Source organism: Pedobacter zeae (assembly GCF_014196715.1).
Taxonomy (GTDB): Bacteria; Bacteroidota; Bacteroidia; order Sphingobacteriales; family Sphingobacteriaceae; genus Pedobacter; species Pedobacter zeae.
In genome coordinates, this window is sequence record NZ_JACIEF010000004.1 from 542329 (window position 1) to 557787 (window position 15459).

At 40.5% G+C, this 15459-nt stretch carries 12 protein-coding genes; 2 read left to right on the plus strand and 10 right to left on the minus strand.

Annotation, left to right across the window (positions count from 1 at the left end):
* Positions 1–246 precede the first annotated feature (246 nt).
* Positions 247–879 (minus strand): gluconate 2-dehydrogenase subunit 3 family protein, encoded by a 633-nt coding sequence (locus tag GGQ60_RS20950; protein WP_183768044.1) that lies wholly within the window; start codon positions 877–879, stop codon positions 247–249.
* 11 nt (positions 880–890) lie between these two features.
* The gene (locus tag GGQ60_RS20955; protein ID WP_183768046.1) at positions 891–2627 is read right to left on the minus strand and encodes a GMC family oxidoreductase; all 1737 of its coding nucleotides are present in this window, start codon (positions 2625–2627) and stop codon (positions 891–893) included.
* Between the two features lie 286 nt (positions 2628–2913).
* Between GGQ60_RS20955 and GGQ60_RS20960 the strand changes: the two genes are divergently transcribed.
* Positions 2914–4119 (plus strand): class I SAM-dependent methyltransferase, encoded by a 1206-nt coding sequence (locus GGQ60_RS20960; RefSeq protein ID WP_183768048.1) that lies wholly within the window; start codon positions 2914–2916, stop codon positions 4117–4119.
* Between the two features lie 81 nt (positions 4120–4200).
* On the opposite strand, the gene GGQ60_RS20965 is transcribed toward GGQ60_RS20960, so the two are convergent.
* A complete protein-coding gene (locus tag GGQ60_RS20965; RefSeq protein WP_183768049.1) occupies positions 4201–4560 on the minus strand; it encodes a DUF1304 domain-containing protein in 360 nt (119 codons plus the stop codon).
* Between the two features lie 439 nt (positions 4561–4999).
* On the opposite strand from GGQ60_RS20965, the gene dnaK reads away from it, so the two are divergent.
* Entirely contained in the window at positions 5000–6901 is a 1902-nt protein-coding gene (gene dnaK, locus GGQ60_RS20970) for a molecular chaperone DnaK (protein WP_183768050.1), read from the plus strand.
* Between the two features lie 270 nt (positions 6902–7171).
* Here dnaK and GGQ60_RS20975 read toward each other — a convergent pair whose 3' ends face one another.
* From GGQ60_RS20975 to GGQ60_RS21005, 7 genes are all read right to left on the minus strand, one after another.
* Positions 7172–8248, minus strand: a complete 1077-nt coding sequence (locus tag GGQ60_RS20975; RefSeq protein ID WP_183768051.1) for a phosphotransferase enzyme family protein — start codon at positions 8246–8248, stop codon at positions 7172–7174.
* On the minus strand, positions 8239–9138 hold the full coding sequence (locus GGQ60_RS20980) for a nucleotidyltransferase family protein (protein ID WP_183768052.1): 900 nt from the start codon (positions 9136–9138) through the stop codon (positions 8239–8241). The genes GGQ60_RS20975 and GGQ60_RS20980 overlap by 10 nt, the downstream gene beginning before the upstream one ends.
* A gap of 121 nt (positions 9139–9259) precedes the next feature.
* Positions 9260–9916, minus strand: a complete 657-nt coding sequence (locus tag GGQ60_RS20985) for a hypothetical protein (RefSeq protein ID WP_183768053.1) — start codon at positions 9914–9916, stop codon at positions 9260–9262.
* 11 nt (positions 9917–9927) lie between these two features.
* Positions 9928–11502 carry a helicase HerA-like domain-containing protein gene (locus GGQ60_RS20990; protein ID WP_183768054.1) on the minus strand — a complete coding sequence of 525 codons (1575 nt, stop codon included), beginning with the start codon at positions 11500–11502 and terminating at the stop codon, positions 9928–9930.
* A 94-nt stretch (positions 11503–11596) separates the two neighbouring features.
* A complete protein-coding gene (locus tag GGQ60_RS20995) occupies positions 11597–11902 on the minus strand; it encodes a chaperone modulator CbpM (protein WP_183768055.1) in 306 nt (101 codons plus the stop codon).
* Positions 11903–11907: 5 nt separating this feature from the next.
* Positions 11908–12807: a DnaJ C-terminal domain-containing protein gene (locus GGQ60_RS21000; RefSeq protein ID WP_183768056.1), complete on the minus strand. Its 900-nt coding sequence runs from the start codon at positions 12805–12807 to the stop codon at positions 11908–11910.
* A gap of 211 nt (positions 12808–13018) precedes the next feature.
* Positions 13019–15436 carry an alpha/beta hydrolase family protein gene (locus tag GGQ60_RS21005; RefSeq protein WP_183768057.1) on the minus strand — a complete coding sequence of 806 codons (2418 nt, stop codon included), beginning with the start codon at positions 15434–15436 and terminating at the stop codon, positions 13019–13021.
* Positions 15437–15459 lie beyond the last annotated feature (23 nt).

Sequence of the window (15459 nt, forward strand, 5' to 3'; positions counted from 1 at the left end):
CTCCCTTAAAGTTACCGTCATTTCGAGCGGAGCGCAGCGAAGTCGAGAAATCTAGCTCGAGACAGATCTCTCCATTCCACTGCGTTTCAGTCGAGATGACGGTTTTTTATGTTATACTGTGCCATGGTTTGTGTCTGCACGAACCATGTATTTGGATATATAATTTTCGGTACGTGGAGACACGTACCGATGCGATAACAAAAAAATAGCTCAGGGTTTAAACCCTGAGCTATTTTTATAGATTGATTATATTTTCACATTTTCCATTCCATATTGTTTCAATACGTCGGCTGGTACACCGGCCCATTGGTTAGGCGCATTACCCACGTAACCAATATCTTTTACGCCCATTTCTGTCGTATAAAAGCCTGATGCCGTTAAATTTCTCATCCTGTTAAAAAAGGTTACACCCGGCTGCATTTCCGGCCGTGCTTTTTTAGGATAGGCAATCTCATCTACGATCGAAATCTGCTGATCTGCCGAAGCTTCAATAAAAGGTTTTTGGAATTTGTTAAAACTATACAGGTCCAGCCATTTCAGACCACCCCGCATGGGCACTTTATGTTCAGGAATATCTTTTACAATAAATTCGATGAACTCTGGTACTTTGGCATCTGACGCACTGCCCGAAACCTCATCTTTAGGGATAATGATATCGGCCAAAACGGTAATCGTTGCCATCTCGTGCTTGGTAAAGAAAGTTTCTGATTTCAGGTTTTTATCTCTATCTATTTCCCACTGCTCCCTGCCCGCTTCCTTTGTCGTTTCTTCCGGTGTTGCGGCTTCGGTTTTTGTTTCAGGTTGTTTACAGGCCTCCAGCAGCACGGTGGTGCTTATGGCTGTTAAACCCAATGCTTTTAGTGAATCACGTCTGTTCATGATGGTAATTCTTAAATGTTCTGTTTTTTCTTTTGAGCTAAAATATATTCGGCAGTACGCATCGAAAGAGCTAAAATAGTCCAGGTGGCGTTTTTATCACCCTGTTGCACAAACGGACCGGCATCTACCACAAACAGGTTTTTACAGTCGTGTGCCTGGCAGTATTTATTCAGTGCCGATTTTTTAGGATCATCGCCCATACGTATTGTACCCACTTCGTGGATGATTTTTCCGGGATTAAGCAGGCCATAATTGGTATCTGCACCCTGAATTTCGGAAGTAACCACTGCACCCATTTCTTTCATAATCGAAAGAAAGGTTTCCTGCATGTGTTTAGCCTGCAGAATTTCATCCTGGTCCCATTTGTAGTTAAATCTTAAAACCGGTATGCCATATTTATCTACCGTATTCGGATCGATTTCACAATAGTTGCTTTCTCTGGCAATAGCGGTACCACGGCCGGCCATGCCAACACCTGTTCCGTAAAAGCGGCGGTAATCATCTTTTAACGATTTTCCATAACCTCCGGCTTCTTTCATTTTACCGTCTCTGCCCGGTACCATTCCGTTCATTTGGGCTACACCACTGCCAAAACCGTAAGCCGGCATGCCCATTCCGCCCCAATATTCGATATGGTAACCCCGCGGAAAATTCAATTTCCGGTTATCCAGCCACCAGGGCGAATAAATATGCACACTGCCCACCCCATCTTCATTGTAACGTTTCCGGTCCATTAATTGAGGCAGAAACCCCGAAACACTAGCCCCTGTAGAATCATGTAAATATTTTCCAACTACACCGCTGCTATTGGCCAGGCCGTTTGGATGCGAGGATGATTTTGAATTTAATAATATACGGGCTGATTCGCAGGCACTGGCGCCTAAAATAACCAGTTTGCCATTTACCTGGTATTCTTGCAGGTTTTTACGGTTTACATAGGAAACACCCTTTGCCGTACCATCTTTGTCGGTAATTACCTCGCGTACCATCGCATCCGTAATGACGGTCAGGTTTCCTGTTTTTACTGCAGGATTTACCAAACACGATGATGATGAAAAATCGCCATAAACTTTACAGCTTCTGCCACATTGGCCACAGTAAAAACAAGGTGCACGATCATTGTTGTTCGGCAAAGCTTCTGTTAATACAGATCCACGGCCCGTAATTACCTTTACCCCAGCTTTTTCTGCCCCCTTTTTGATGAAAAGTTCATTTAACCTTGGTTTAGGTGGTTTCATAAAAATTCCATCGGGTTCATTTTCTAAACCTTCAGCTGTTCCATAAATGCCGATCAAGCGGTCAACCTTATCGTAAAATGGTTTTACATCGGCATAGGTTATCGGCCAGGCATCAGTTAAACCGTCTTTGGGTTTAAAATCATCCGGACCCATCCGTAAAGAAATCCTTCCCCAGTGGTTGGTACGGCCGCCGAGCATTCGTGAGCGGAACCATTCGAATTCACTTTTGTTTTTTTGGGTATAAGGCTCACCTTCTAATTCCCATCCCCCGTAAGAAGCATCGAAATCGCCAAATGGACGAACGGTACCTGCTCCACGGCGCGGCGATTCCCATGGCCATTTTAACTGATGTGAATCTAATCGCGGATCGAAATTTTGACCAGCTTCAAGCATTAAAACCTTTTGACCAGCATGTGCCAGAACATAGGCCGCCATCCCGCCTCCGGCACCAGAGCCAACAATGATGGCATCGTATACGGTAGGCGATTTTTTTATCTGAAAGTCACTCATGTATTGTGGTTAGCTATTTAAATACCCTAAATCTAAAGTTTAATTTTTTGAAAAAAAAGTGTTCCGCTATTTTGGAATCAATATAGATTATGATGTCATTTCGTATTTCTAAATCGTATTACCTCATTCACTTGTTTAAGGTAATGCCAGGGGTTTTTCCGGTTGATAATTCTGATCCTTATTACATTTTACCTCATCCGTCAATTCAATAAAGTCGCTCTATTGTTACATTATCCGTTGGATGTTCTGCTCCGGATAAACTTGATTATCTTTGTATTTCAAATCAATGCCAGTGTCAGAATACATCAACCGATTTATTACAGTTTTAAAAGAAAGTTTAAAAGCTGAAACTTTTGTGAAAATTTCCTTAGGGAACTACAAGGGAGAGGAGGAAGCCCTGAAACAATTGCTGATCCGTAAAGTGATCATCAAGCGTGAAACTAAGCTGGCCTTTACCTATCGTTATAAAACACGGGATGTAGTAAAAAACTATAGTTTAGACGAGGCTATAGATGTAATCGTGGGTTATCTGGAGAGTGGATTTAAGATTGCCACATTGTTTAGCACCGAAAGAGACCTGATATTAGAGGAGTTGAATAACGGGAAAATTGTTTTGCGGGAAAGCAAAGCATCAAGTAAAGAAGCTCCTTCAGCCAGTCACGACAAGGAAAAAAACCGGTTGATCAAAGCCGGTTCAAAACCCTATTTAACTGAATTAAAAATCACCGATATTGAAGGAAAGGTTTTTAAAAATGCGCAGGATAAATTCCGTCAGATTAACCATTACATTGAGATTTTAAGTTCTTTAATAAAGGAGTTGCCTGCAGGTACCATTAAAAAGGTAGCAGATATGGGATCAGGCAAGGGTTATTTAACCTTTGCACTGTATGATTACCTGCATTCGGTTTTAAAATTGCAAACTGAAGTAGTCGGGGTAGAATACCGCCAGGATATGGTTGATCTATGCAACCGGGTAGCTGAAAAGTCTGCTTTTGCTCAATTAAATTTTGTTCAGGGGACCATTGAAGATTATGATGCGCGTGATGTTAATTTATTAATTGCCCTACACGCCTGCGATACGGCTACCGATGATGCCATTTTTAAGGGAATTAAAACAAATGCCGAACTGATTGTAGTGGCACCATGTTGTCATAAACAGATCCGCAGGGAAATTGAGCAAAACAAGGTGAAGAATGATGTTTCGTTTTTAACCAAATATGGCATTTTTTTGGAACGGCAGGCTGAAATGGTAACAGATGGCATTCGGGCTCTGATTTTAGAATATTTTGGTTATAAAACCAAGGTATTCGAATTCATCTCTGATGCGCATACACCTAAAAATGTACTTGTAGTAGGAGTTAAAAAAAGTCCGAAGTCTTTAGTCGGAAGTCCGATGAGTGAAGAGCAGAAAGTAATTTTGGAGAAGATTAAAGCGAGTAAAGAATATTTTGGCATTGGTTATCACCATTTGGAGCGGTTATTGAACCTATAAAGAAATTCGTCATTCTGAACTCGTTTCAGAATCTATCATCTATTCGTTTTCGGTCGGCGGGTACCGACCGTTAGGGGAAGCCTATAAATGCAATAAAATCAAGGCTACCAGGGCCGGTATCGATTGCACATATAAAATTTTCTTACTGGCTGTTGCCGCGCCATAAATACCAGCAATAATTACGCAGGTTAAGAAGAATATGGCTACATACAAGCGCCAATGATGATCGCTTATGCATAGCGACCAGATTAAGCCTGCTGCTAAAAAACCATTGTATAAGCCCTGGTTGGCGGCCAAAGTTTTAGTCGGGGCGAATAAATCTTTTGGGATGGTTTTAAATACTTTGGGGGCTTTGGTTGTCCATGCGAACATTTCTAACCACAGGATATAGATGTGGATGAAGGCTACTAAGCCGATCACGATTTGTGCTGCTGTCTGCATTATAAAATAGGATTACACAGATTAAATGATTTTATGGATTGATTTTACCTTTAAAGGTATAAAAAATTGAGAATTATTATTGTGTGATTATGTTTTAGCCCGTTGGTCTTTTTTGCACTGACTGGTGTTTAATAAACCCGATAATAGCGAACACAAGTGAAACGAAGTAAAGCGGATAGCGGGGCTGCTGTTTCCGAAGAGATCTGAACTTTCATTTTCAAATCCTTTCAAGCATATTGCCTGTTTTGCTCTTTAAGTTTTAGTCTTTCAGCTTTGGTCTTCCTGGTGCCTTTTCTGTCATGCTGTCAGTATCAAGTCTGGTTATTTTTTACATTTTATCAGTCTTTCGTCCATATTATCTGCCAAAAACCAATTGGCACAGGCATTGTTTAATAGGAGTAGAAATTATAATACTTTAAAAAGAGAAATTAAAAATACAATGGGAAAAATTATTGGAATAGACTTAGGAACAACAAACTCTTGTGTGAGCGTAATGGAGGGCAATGAGCCTGTAGTTATCGCAAACAGTGAGGGTAAACGTACTACGCCGTCTATTGTTGCTTTTGCAGAAAACGGTGAGCGTAAAGTTGGCGAGCCTGCTAAACGTCAGGCTATAACCAACCCAACAAAAACGATATATTCGATTAAACGCTTTATGGGTAACAGCTACGACGAAAGTGCGAAAGAAGCTAGCCGTGTACCTTATAAAGTTGTAAAAGGTGACAACAACACGCCGCGTGTTGAAATCGACGACAGAAAATATACTCCGCAAGAGATTTCTGCTATGATTTTGCAGAAAATGAAAAAAACTGCTGAAGATTTCTTAGGCCAGGAAGTTACTGAAGCGGTAATTACCGTACCTGCTTATTTTAATGATGCACAACGTCAGGCTACTAAAGAAGCCGGCGAAATTGCAGGTTTATCTGTAAAACGTATCATTAACGAGCCAACTGCAGCTGCTTTAGCTTATGGTTTAGATAAAGCACACAAAGACATGAAAATTGTGGTGTTCGACTGTGGTGGTGGTACACACGACGTTTCTGTACTGGAATTGGGTGATGGCGTTTTCGAAGTAAAATCTACTGATGGTGATACACACTTAGGTGGTGATGACTTTGATCACATCATTATCGACTGGTTAACGCAGGAGTTTAAAGCAGAAAACAATATGGATCTTTCTAAAGATCCAATGGCTTTACAACGTTTAAAAGAAGCTGCTGAGAAGGCTAAAATCGAGTTATCGAGCACAACTTCAACTGAAATTAACTTACCATATATTACAGCTGATGCCAGCGGTCCTAAACACCTGGTACGTACCTTATCCCGTGCTAAATTTGAGCAATTAGCGGATAACCTGATTAAACGTACCATTGAGCCTTGTAAATCAGCTTTGAAAAATGCAGGTTTAAGCACAGGTGATATCGACGAGATCATCTTAGTAGGTGGTTCTACACGTATCCCTGCCATTCAAGAGGCTGTTAAAGCTTTCTTCGGTAAAGAACCAAGCAAAGGTGTTAACCCTGATGAGGTAGTAGCGATTGGTGCAGCCATTCAAGGTGGTGTATTAACCGGCGATGTAAAAGATGTATTGTTATTAGACGTTACTCCTTTATCGTTGGGTATCGAAACTATGGGAGGTGTGATGACTAAATTAATCGAGTCTAACACCACTATTCCGACCAAAAAATCTGAAACTTTCTCAACTGCAGCTGATAACCAGCCTTCGGTAGAGATCCACATTTTACAGGGTGAGCGTCCTATGGCTGCTCAAAACCGTACAATCGGACGTTTCATTTTAGATGGTATTCCACCGGCACCTCGTGGTGTGCCTCAGGTAGAAGTATCATTCGATATTGATGCCAACGGTATCTTACATGTAAGTGCTAAAGATAAAGCTACTGGTAAAGAACAAAAAATCCGCATTGAAGCATCTTCAGGTTTAACTGATGCCGAGATCAAAAAGATGAAAGAAGAAGCTGAAGCTAATGCTGCAGATGATGCAAAAGCAAAAGAAGAAGCTGATAAAATCAATAGTGCCGATGCATTGATTTTCTCTACTGAAAAACAGTTGAAAGAATTTGGTGATAAATTATCTGCTGATAAAAAAGCACCGATCGAAGCTGGTTTAGAGAAATTGAAAGCTGCGCATTCATCACGTAACTTTGCAGATATCGATGCAGCTTCGGCTGAATTGCAAGCTGCTTGGAACGTAGCATCGGAAGAAATGTACAAAGCCGGTGAGCAGACTCAGGGTGGTGAACAACCACAAGCTGATGCGCAGGCTCAGGGTGGCGATAACGTTACAGACGTTGATTTTGAAGAAGTAAAAGAAGAGAAATAAGTCTTCATTCCTGAGTCGAAAGTCTTGGGAGAATAAAATAGAAAGCGTTTCTGGTTATTCAGGAACGCTTTTTTTGTGGGCTAAACCTCGTATATTTTAATGGAGGCCGTCATTTCGAGCGGAGTGCAAACGCAGCCGAGAAATCTATCGGGATAGATCGCTCTCCCGAATATTCGGTACGTTCCAGTCGGGATAACGACTTTTTTATTAAAACCAACTGGTTATAAATGGCATTTTTTGTTTTTTGAAAACGAGTGGTCCCGCAAGGTTCTACAACAAATTTTCTTCTATGATATCCTGCAATTCTTTTCCATTTACCGATAATTCGTGCAGGAGTTTAAACTGGTTTTTACACCGGTCGAGGTTTTGCGCAGGATAATCGGTAGGATAGTACTGATTGCCACTTAAAAAATCGGTTAGAAAGCGTAAAGCCTGCATGTAAATGATGTATTTACCTGAGAATAGGATGAGCTCTTTCTCTGTTGGGGTTAAAATACTTTTCATTTCGGCTAAATAGCCTTTTATCATCGCTTCAAAATAAGGCAACCGTATGTTTATTTTATCCAGATCAGTTTCATTCTCTGAGAAGGCACAGAGATAAGTACGCATCATGTCGCCCAGGTCAGAAATAAATTTTCCGGGCATGATGGTATCCAGGTCAATTACACAAATTCCCTCATTCGTTTTTTCGTCGAGTAAAACATTACTTATTTTGGTGTCATGGTGCATTACCCGGTCGGGGAAATCAGCACGATGCAAATAGGAAAGGTAATAATCGAGGATGTATTTATGGGATAAAGCATTTTCTACCTGTGCTTTTGCAGTTTCTTTAAGCTTTTCGTTTGCCTGGTTTAATGTCAATGTAAACTGTTCATACCTCAACTTTAAGTCATGAAAACCCGGAATAGTAGGTTCGAGTGTTTTGGCATCAAATTTATCCAGCAACCTGCTCAGTTTACCAAATTGTTTGGCCGCCTCGTAAGCCTGTTTGGGATCGGCCAAAACATCTAAAGAGATGGTATTGGACACAAATGGTAACATCCGCCAATATTCCTGCTTAATGTGCGCCATTTCGTCACCGTTTTTCGTATAAACAGGCTTGATAAAAAGATATTCAGGAGAAGTCAGGCTGAGGTAATCGGCAATTGCCCGGAGGTTGTTGGCAATAGCCTGAGGCGATTTAAAAACCGAAGTATTAATGTTTTGAAGGATGTACTTCTTTTCCTCTGTTTTGGGAGAAAGCAAATAAGTACGGTTAATTAATCCCGTACCTATTTGCGTAATTTTTGTATTTTCTTTAGTATATCCGTATGCTGCTAAAACCTCGGAATCTAAATTTAATTCCATAGTTTTTCCGGGTATGTTCCGTTCTTAACCAATTGGTCAATACTATCCTGAACATAAGGTTTGTCTTCTTTATAGGTTACCCCAAACCATTTGTTATCGGTAGGTATCACTTTAAAGGTTGCAATATTGCTTTTTACAAGGTTTTCGCCAATTAATGGGATAAAGAATTCTGCTTTAGGCTTGTCTTTATTTGCTTCTGCAAATTCCCGGAATAATTCTTCGGTAATTTTGAAAACAGCAGGTGTAAAGCCCCAGAAATTCATTGAAACCGGAGTTTCATAGCTTAAAGGAAACTCTTCGCCGTTTTCTTCATAAAAAATATTACCATCTTTAGGATAAACTTTGGTACGCTCAACAATTTCTTCCAGGTTACCAGCTGCATCTACTTTACAAACACCGCGCGAAACTGCACCAAATTCTGATAAAGTTTTACCAATCTGGTACCCAATGATTGCGTAATTGCTATCGGTTACTTCTGTAGTTAAGAAATCAACCATTTTCTTAAAAGCATCAAAACCATAATAATCGTCAGCGTTAATTACGCAGAACGGTTCTTTAATTACGTTTCTGCCCGACAAGATTGCATGTGCAGTACCCCAGGGTTTTTCTCTATAAATTTCTTCCTCTATGCCGAACTGTTTTAAATCAAAATTTTGGAAAACGTAATCTGTTTCTATCCTTCCTGCAAGTTTAGGTTCGAAAATAGCTTTAAAATTATCTACAAACTCCTCTTTAATGATAAATACAACTTTACCGAAACCGGCATTTATCGCATCATATATTGAATAATCGATAATGGTTTCTCCATTGGGGCCAAAACCATCTATCTGTTTCATGCTTCCGTAACGGCTTGCCATTCCGGCAGCCAATATTAATAAGGTGGGTTTCATTTATGTTTATTGTTTTATTCTTAAGGCCGGGCCTCTAATGTTTAATGTTGTGTTTATTATCTGATTATTTTTTTTCGGGACCGGAATATAATTTCGCGAAATTAATAATAGTAGTTTAATTTTAATTTAAGTATGCAAATAGCTTCTTTAAATCTTCATCATTTTTTAAGTCAATTTTTTCCTTTTTAAGGTAATCATTCAATTGCTGTTCTTTTGAAGGAAATAAAGTGCTAATGGCTTTCCTGTTAGGCGTAATTTTAGAAATCTTACCATCAGAAAGGGCAAAGTAGTTAAGTGTTGTATTAAAAGATTTATTGATTAAAGCAGAACCATATTCTTTGCTCTCAGTAATTACTTTGTTTGTCTTTTTGAATAATGAAATCGGTCCGGAAAATATAACTTCATAATAGGATAAAGCATTATAGTGATCTATTGCCGGTAATCCGTTTACAAACTTAGCTGAAGTGCCTGAAATAAGGTTATTAAGCTCAAATGCTATTACGGGTTCTACAAAATACATCTGATTGCCATTCTCATGTTTAAAGATTAGCTTATCGTCCATTACATTATACTTTAACGGAACATCGACATATTGTTTTCCAGATTTTGTAGTTACCTTTCCAAAGGTCCAATTATCCGACAGGTAAGGAGAGCCTTTTACATCCTCGTATTTGATTTCTCTCAGCATTGTGCCCTGTACATCTGCAAATGGGGTAAGCGCATACTGGCTATACGATTTTAGCGAAATAAAAGTGAGCATTAAAAATATATACTTCATAAAGCTGATTTTTAAAATCCGAAAAGTCCGCCACCCGTTTTTGATCGTGTTTTTTTCCCAGTAAGCATACCAAAAATGCCACGTACAATTTCTTTGCCTATTTGACGTGTGATCGTTGCACCCATAACCTTCTCAACAAGGCTTTTTTCACCTGGTTTAGGTTTATTGTCTTCTTCTGCCTGCTTTTGCGCTTCAATCTCCTGTTTTTGTTGTTCGGCTGCAGCAGTTTGGTCGTTAATGCGTTTAACTAATAGCTCATAAGCACTTTCCGGGTCGATAGTTTCTTTGTATTTGGTGTACATCGGACTGGCGTGAACCAATTGATCAAAGTCTGCCGCAGTTAACGGGCCCATAACGGCTCTTGGTGGGGTGAGCATTGTTGCCGAAACCTCTGTTGGGATACCTTTCTCATTGAGTACGGTAACCAAAGCCTGTCCGGTTCCTAAAGAAGTTAATATTTTATCAATCTCGTAAAAGTCTGATTTAGGATAAGTATTAACCGTCTTTTTTAAGGCATCAACATCATTCGGGGTAAAAGCGCGTAAGGCATGTTGAACACGGTTCCCCAATTGACCCAAAACACTTTCCGGAACATCGCTTGGTGCCTGTGTACAAAAGAAAACGCCGATCCCTTTTGAACGGATTAACCTGATGATGGTTTCTATCTGTTCTAAAAATGCTTTTGATGAGTTTTTGAACAATAAATGTGCTTCATCAAAAAAGAATACGAGTTTTGGCTTATCCAGGTCGCCAACCTCCGGCATGGTATTAAATAATTCGGCCAATAAGCTGAGTAAAAAAGTTGAATAGAGTACCGGCTGATTCTGGACGTCGGAAATGTTTAATAAGCTGATGGCTCCTTTGCCATCGATCCGTTCGAAAAGATCTTCTATATCAAACGATTTTTCTCCAAACATACCACCTAATCCCTGCTGCTCTATAGCAACGATTTTTCTAAGCATGGTACCTGCAGTAGCCGCTGAAATACTGCCATAACTGCTTTTAATTTCGGCAGCACCAGCACCTTCTGAAAGGTAGGATACCAATTTTTTCAGGTCGTTTAAATCGATTATTGGTAGTTTATTATCATCCGCATACTTAAAGATAACAGCCAAAACACCAGCTTGTGTATCATTTAAATCTAAAATCTTTGATAATAGCGTAGGGCCGAATTCTAACACGGTTGCTCGCATTTGTGCGCCCATTTTACCGGAAAGCGAATAAATCTCAACAGGAAAACCCGTTGGAGAAAAAGCCTTATTAAGTTGTTTTGCCCTTTCTTCGATTTTGGGGTTCACTGCTCCGGGCTGGTTCAGGCCTGATAAATCTCCTTTAACATCTAACATAAAAACCGGAACCCCGGCGTCTGATAGCTGTTCTGCAAGCAATTGTAGCGTACGCGTTTTACCTGTTCCCGTAGCTCCGGCAATCAGACCGTGTCTATTCATCATTTTTAATGATAAATTAACTTCGGCTTCGCTGTAAACCTGACCGTCTAAAATTCCGGCGCCTAAATAAATGTACGAGCCCGTTGGGGCATAGGATAATTTTATTTTTTCGATGAATTTTGAAGAAAGATCGCTCATTTTTTAAAATTAGATTGCCAATTTAAGAAAGATATCTTAAAAAGGCCGTGTTTTTATTGGCACTTTTAATCCGAAATACTGCACAAACGGTTGTTTAGTATGGCTGGTTAAGTTGTTTATAATAGTTTAGCTCGTTTTGAAGTGCCGTTATTTCCTGTTGCATATTCTGCAGCTGATCGAGCAGATGTGAAACGGCATGAATACCTTCGAGGTTAATCTGCAGGTCGTTTGCCAAACGCAGATACTGCTCCAGTTTGGATAATTCATCAACAGGCAGAAACAAAGATTGTTTTTTAATGGTGGTGTGGATGAGTCCGAAATCTTCAAGAGATTGGATAAAATTGATTTCCACATGATGATAAGCACAAATATCTTCTACTGGTATTAGATAGGTTTCCATAATGATCAGAATTTGGAAAGTTTTTTGAATAGTTCTTTTTGTTCGGCATTTAGATTGGTTGGTATCTTAACCCGCCATTTAATATACAGATCGCCAAACTGATTATCTTTTTTGTAAACCGGAAATCCTTTGCCTTTTAAACGAAGGGTAGTATCGGGCTGTGTGCTTTCAGGTATTTTAAGCTTTACCTTACCATTCAGTGTTTCCACAATTTTTTCACCCCCTAAAACCGCGGTATACAGATCTACTTCTTCCTGGATATAAATATCGTTTCCTTTCCGTTTGAATTTTGGATCATCACTGATGTTGAATTTAATAAACAGGTCGCCCGGAGGGCCATTGTTAACACCTGGCGCCCCATAGCCCGGAAGTTTGATCTTTTGCCCGTTTTCTACCCCTGCCGGGATGGTAATACGGACCTGTTTGCCATTTACGGTTAAGGTTTGTTTGTGGGTGGTATAGGCATCGAGCAGGTTTAACTGTAAATCAGCATTGTAATCCTGGCCTTTAAATGGCGAATTCCGGCTGCTTCTGCCGCCACCGCCACCAAACATGGAAGAAAAGAAATCAGAAAAATCATCACTACCAAAACCACCCGAATAGCTGCTGCCTCCTCCATAACTTCCACTATTTGATTGGTACTGCCTGCGCTGTTGTTCCTGGGCGTCTAATTGGTCGGCATGTTGCCAATCCTTACCGTATTTATCATATTTCTTCCTTTTCTCCGGATCGCTCAATACTTCGTTCGCTTCGTTGATCTGCTGAAACTTTTTATTGGCCTCCTCATTGTTGGGATTGAGGTCGGGATGATGTTTCCGGGCTAGTTTTCGATAAGCTTTTTTAATATCCTCTGTACTTGCATCTTTTTTTAAATCGAGGATTTTATAATAGTCTATGTAGTCCATATTGGCTTAACAAATTAATTATGGGAATGTTCAATTTTAATACATAAATGTAAGGTTTTAAAGTGATATGGGCATAGGGTGAAGAGCGATGGTATGGAGAAGAAGATTAAGCAGTTTAAGGCAGATCTTTCGATAAGATTTGGATGGTAATGCCGTAAAACAAAAAAAGTGCCTCCATGGAGGCACTTTAACCGATAAAGATAACGGTAATTTATTTTTTGTTCTTCACATACTTTTCCAGCCACTGGTCTTGCTCCCAAAGCATGTGCAGCAGGTTTTCTTTGCCACGATAACTGTGTGCCTCGTAAGGTAAAAATACAAAACGGGTGGTACCGCCAGCTCCTTTAATTGCATTGAACAAACGTTCACTGTTAATCGGAAAAGTACCCGGATTATCATCAGAATCACCGTGGATCAATAAGATTGGTGTTTTGATCTTATCTGCATAACTAAACGGACTCATTTCGTAATAGAGCTGAGGAGCCTGCCAATAGGTGCGTTCTTCGTTCTGGAAACCAAATGGTGTTAAGGTACGGTTATACGCACCGCTGCGTGCAATACCTGCCGCAAAAAGATTGGTATGCGCCAATAGGTTTGCGGTCATAAATGCACCATAACTGTGGCCGCCAACGGCCATACGTTTTTTATCGCCAACGCCTAATGCAGCAAGTTTATTAATGGCTGCCTCGGCATTTAATTGTAACTGATCTACAAAAGTATCGTTGGGTTTTTTACCGTCTTTTGCTACAATCGGCATTTCGGCATTATCAAGCACTGCATAACCACGGGTTACCCAAAAAATAGGGGAGGCCCAGCTGATGGTGGTAAACTTATCTTTCGAACCCCTGATCTGGGCCGCATCGGCAGCAGAATTAAATTCGCGTGGGTAAGCCCAAATCAATGTCGGTAACGGACCATCTTTATCTTTGTTGTATCCCTTTGGTAAATATAAATCGCCGGTTAAATCAACCCCATCGGCACGTTTATAAGAAATTTTCTCTTTGGTAATGCCTTCAAGGGATGGATACGGATTAGAGAAATTGGTAATCGGCCGGTCAGCAATGCGCAGCATCAGGTTTTTGATAAAGTAATTCGGAACCTGTTTCTGACTTTCTTTGCGGGTAAGTAAGGTTAGTTTATCCGGATCGATCACATCACTTACATATTCGAAAGTTCCTTCGGCACTGCGCCAGATAACCTCGTTCTTTTTAGTGGCTAAATCAAATTTGGCTAAGAAAGGCAGGTCGCCTTTTTCTGACGAACCAACAGTATTGTTCATCAACAGTTTGGTGCCGTTATCAACCATTTTAATTACCTGACGGCCATATTTGTTTTTAACGGTTACCGGCGAGCCTGGATTACCGTAAGCATCGGTTTGGTTACGGCTGTACAATTCTTCAATTGCTCCGGTTGAAGGATTATAACGGCTTACTTTGCTGGTTTGTTTGCTGCGTAGGCCTTCTGTAATAAGGGCCAGATTGGCGTCGCCCCATTGTACCCCCCGGTAACGGGTCTGTGTTTTGAACAATTCTTTTTCGGTTCCGGTAAAAGGGGCACTTAGTGCATAAACTGCATCGTGAAAAGGAACATCTTTTTTAATCAATCCGCTATCTAAGGGTTTGCTCCAAATCAATGTAGCGGGCTCGTCATCACGCCAATCAAAACCACGGGCTACATTTTGTAAATTATCATAACCCGAGGGTGTACCTTCTGACGATGGTAGCTCGGCAATCACTTTAACGGTTTTACCCGTTAAATCGGTAACGCTTACTGTTGATGGAAAGCCAAAAGCCGCAACAAGGTAAGAAAAAGGCTTATGGAGCGTCTCTACCATCATATAGCTTTTATCCGGCGATAAACTGGTTGAACGATAGATGGCTGGTTTACCGAAAGGCGTTTCTACCCCGGCTGTATTTTTAACTAATTGCGAGGTAGCAAAAAACTCGAAGAGCTGTTCGTCAAACGGCGACTTAATTAAATCCTGATAAGTAACACTCGGTGCAGCTTTTCCTAAATTTTGTTGGATGGTTGGTCCTTTTGGCATCAAAGGTTTAGCAGGTGCAGCACTTGCAGGCTTGGTTATGGTACGGTAAATAATGGTATTATCGTTTAACCAGGTAAGTCCGTTGCCCAAAACAAGGTTCAAGAAAGTTTTGTTCACCTTTGTTGCTTTTTTGGTAGCGAGGTCTATAATGTAAAGATCTACACCTTTTTGTGTGGTATTGGTAAATGCAATTTTGTTTTCGGAAGGGTTCCAGCTGATGTTACCTGCATAAAGTGGTGCAGGCAAGCCAGCAACCTGAAAAATCTGGTTGGATTTTATATTTTTCAGACTGAAATTATTGATATAGGTTTGTCTGCTGGGCGAATAGTTGTTGGGGTTTAACCTTAAGCCTGCAATGCGGTATTCGGGCATTGCCAGCTCTTCAACAGAAGGGTAGGAGTTGCGTTCGCTGAATAAGATCCATTCAGCCTTACCATCAATGCTTACGCCGGGTACTGGCTTTGCAAGTAACAGGTCGGCAATTTCTTTTGGTGGCGTTTGATACCGTATGGCATCCTGGGCAGCAGCACCCAACGTGGCGCATGTGCCAGCTATTAATAAATAGAGGTATAATTTTTTAATCATTTCCGGTTTGTTCGAAATAAGGA

Coding starts and splice junctions, on each gene's coding strand:
- dnaK (WP_183768050.1), top strand. CDS start 5,000: ATGGGAAAAATTATTGGAATAGACTTAGGAACAACAAACTCTTGTGTG.
- GGQ60_RS20985 (WP_183768053.1), bottom strand. CDS start 9,916: ATGAAGTATATATTTTTAATGCTCACTTTTATTTCGCTAAAATCGTAT.
- GGQ60_RS20960 (WP_183768048.1), top strand. CDS start 2,914: ATGCCAGTGTCAGAATACATCAACCGATTTATTACAGTTTTAAAAGAA.
- GGQ60_RS20995 (WP_183768055.1), bottom strand. CDS start 11,902: ATGGAAACCTATCTAATACCAGTAGAAGATATTTGTGCTTATCATCAT.
- GGQ60_RS20990 (WP_183768054.1), bottom strand. CDS start 11,502: ATGAGCGATCTTTCTTCAAAATTCATCGAAAAAATAAAATTATCCTAT.
- GGQ60_RS20975 (WP_183768051.1), bottom strand. CDS start 8,248: ATGGAATTAAATTTAGATTCCGAGGTTTTAGCAGCATACGGATATACT.
- GGQ60_RS21005 (WP_183768057.1), bottom strand. CDS start 15,436: ATGATTAAAAAATTATACCTCTATTTATTAATAGCTGGCACATGCGCC.
- GGQ60_RS21000 (WP_183768056.1), bottom strand. CDS start 12,807: ATGGACTACATAGACTATTATAAAATCCTCGATTTAAAAAAAGATGCA.
- GGQ60_RS20950 (WP_183768044.1), bottom strand. CDS start 879: ATGAACAGACGTGATTCACTAAAAGCATTGGGTTTAACAGCCATAAGC.
- GGQ60_RS20980 (WP_183768052.1), bottom strand. CDS start 9,138: ATGAAACCCACCTTATTAATATTGGCTGCCGGAATGGCAAGCCGTTAC.
- GGQ60_RS20955 (WP_183768046.1), bottom strand. CDS start 2,627: ATGAGTGACTTTCAGATAAAAAAATCGCCTACCGTATACGATGCCATC.
- GGQ60_RS20965 (WP_183768049.1), bottom strand. CDS start 4,560: ATGCAGACAGCAGCACAAATCGTGATCGGCTTAGTAGCCTTCATCCAC.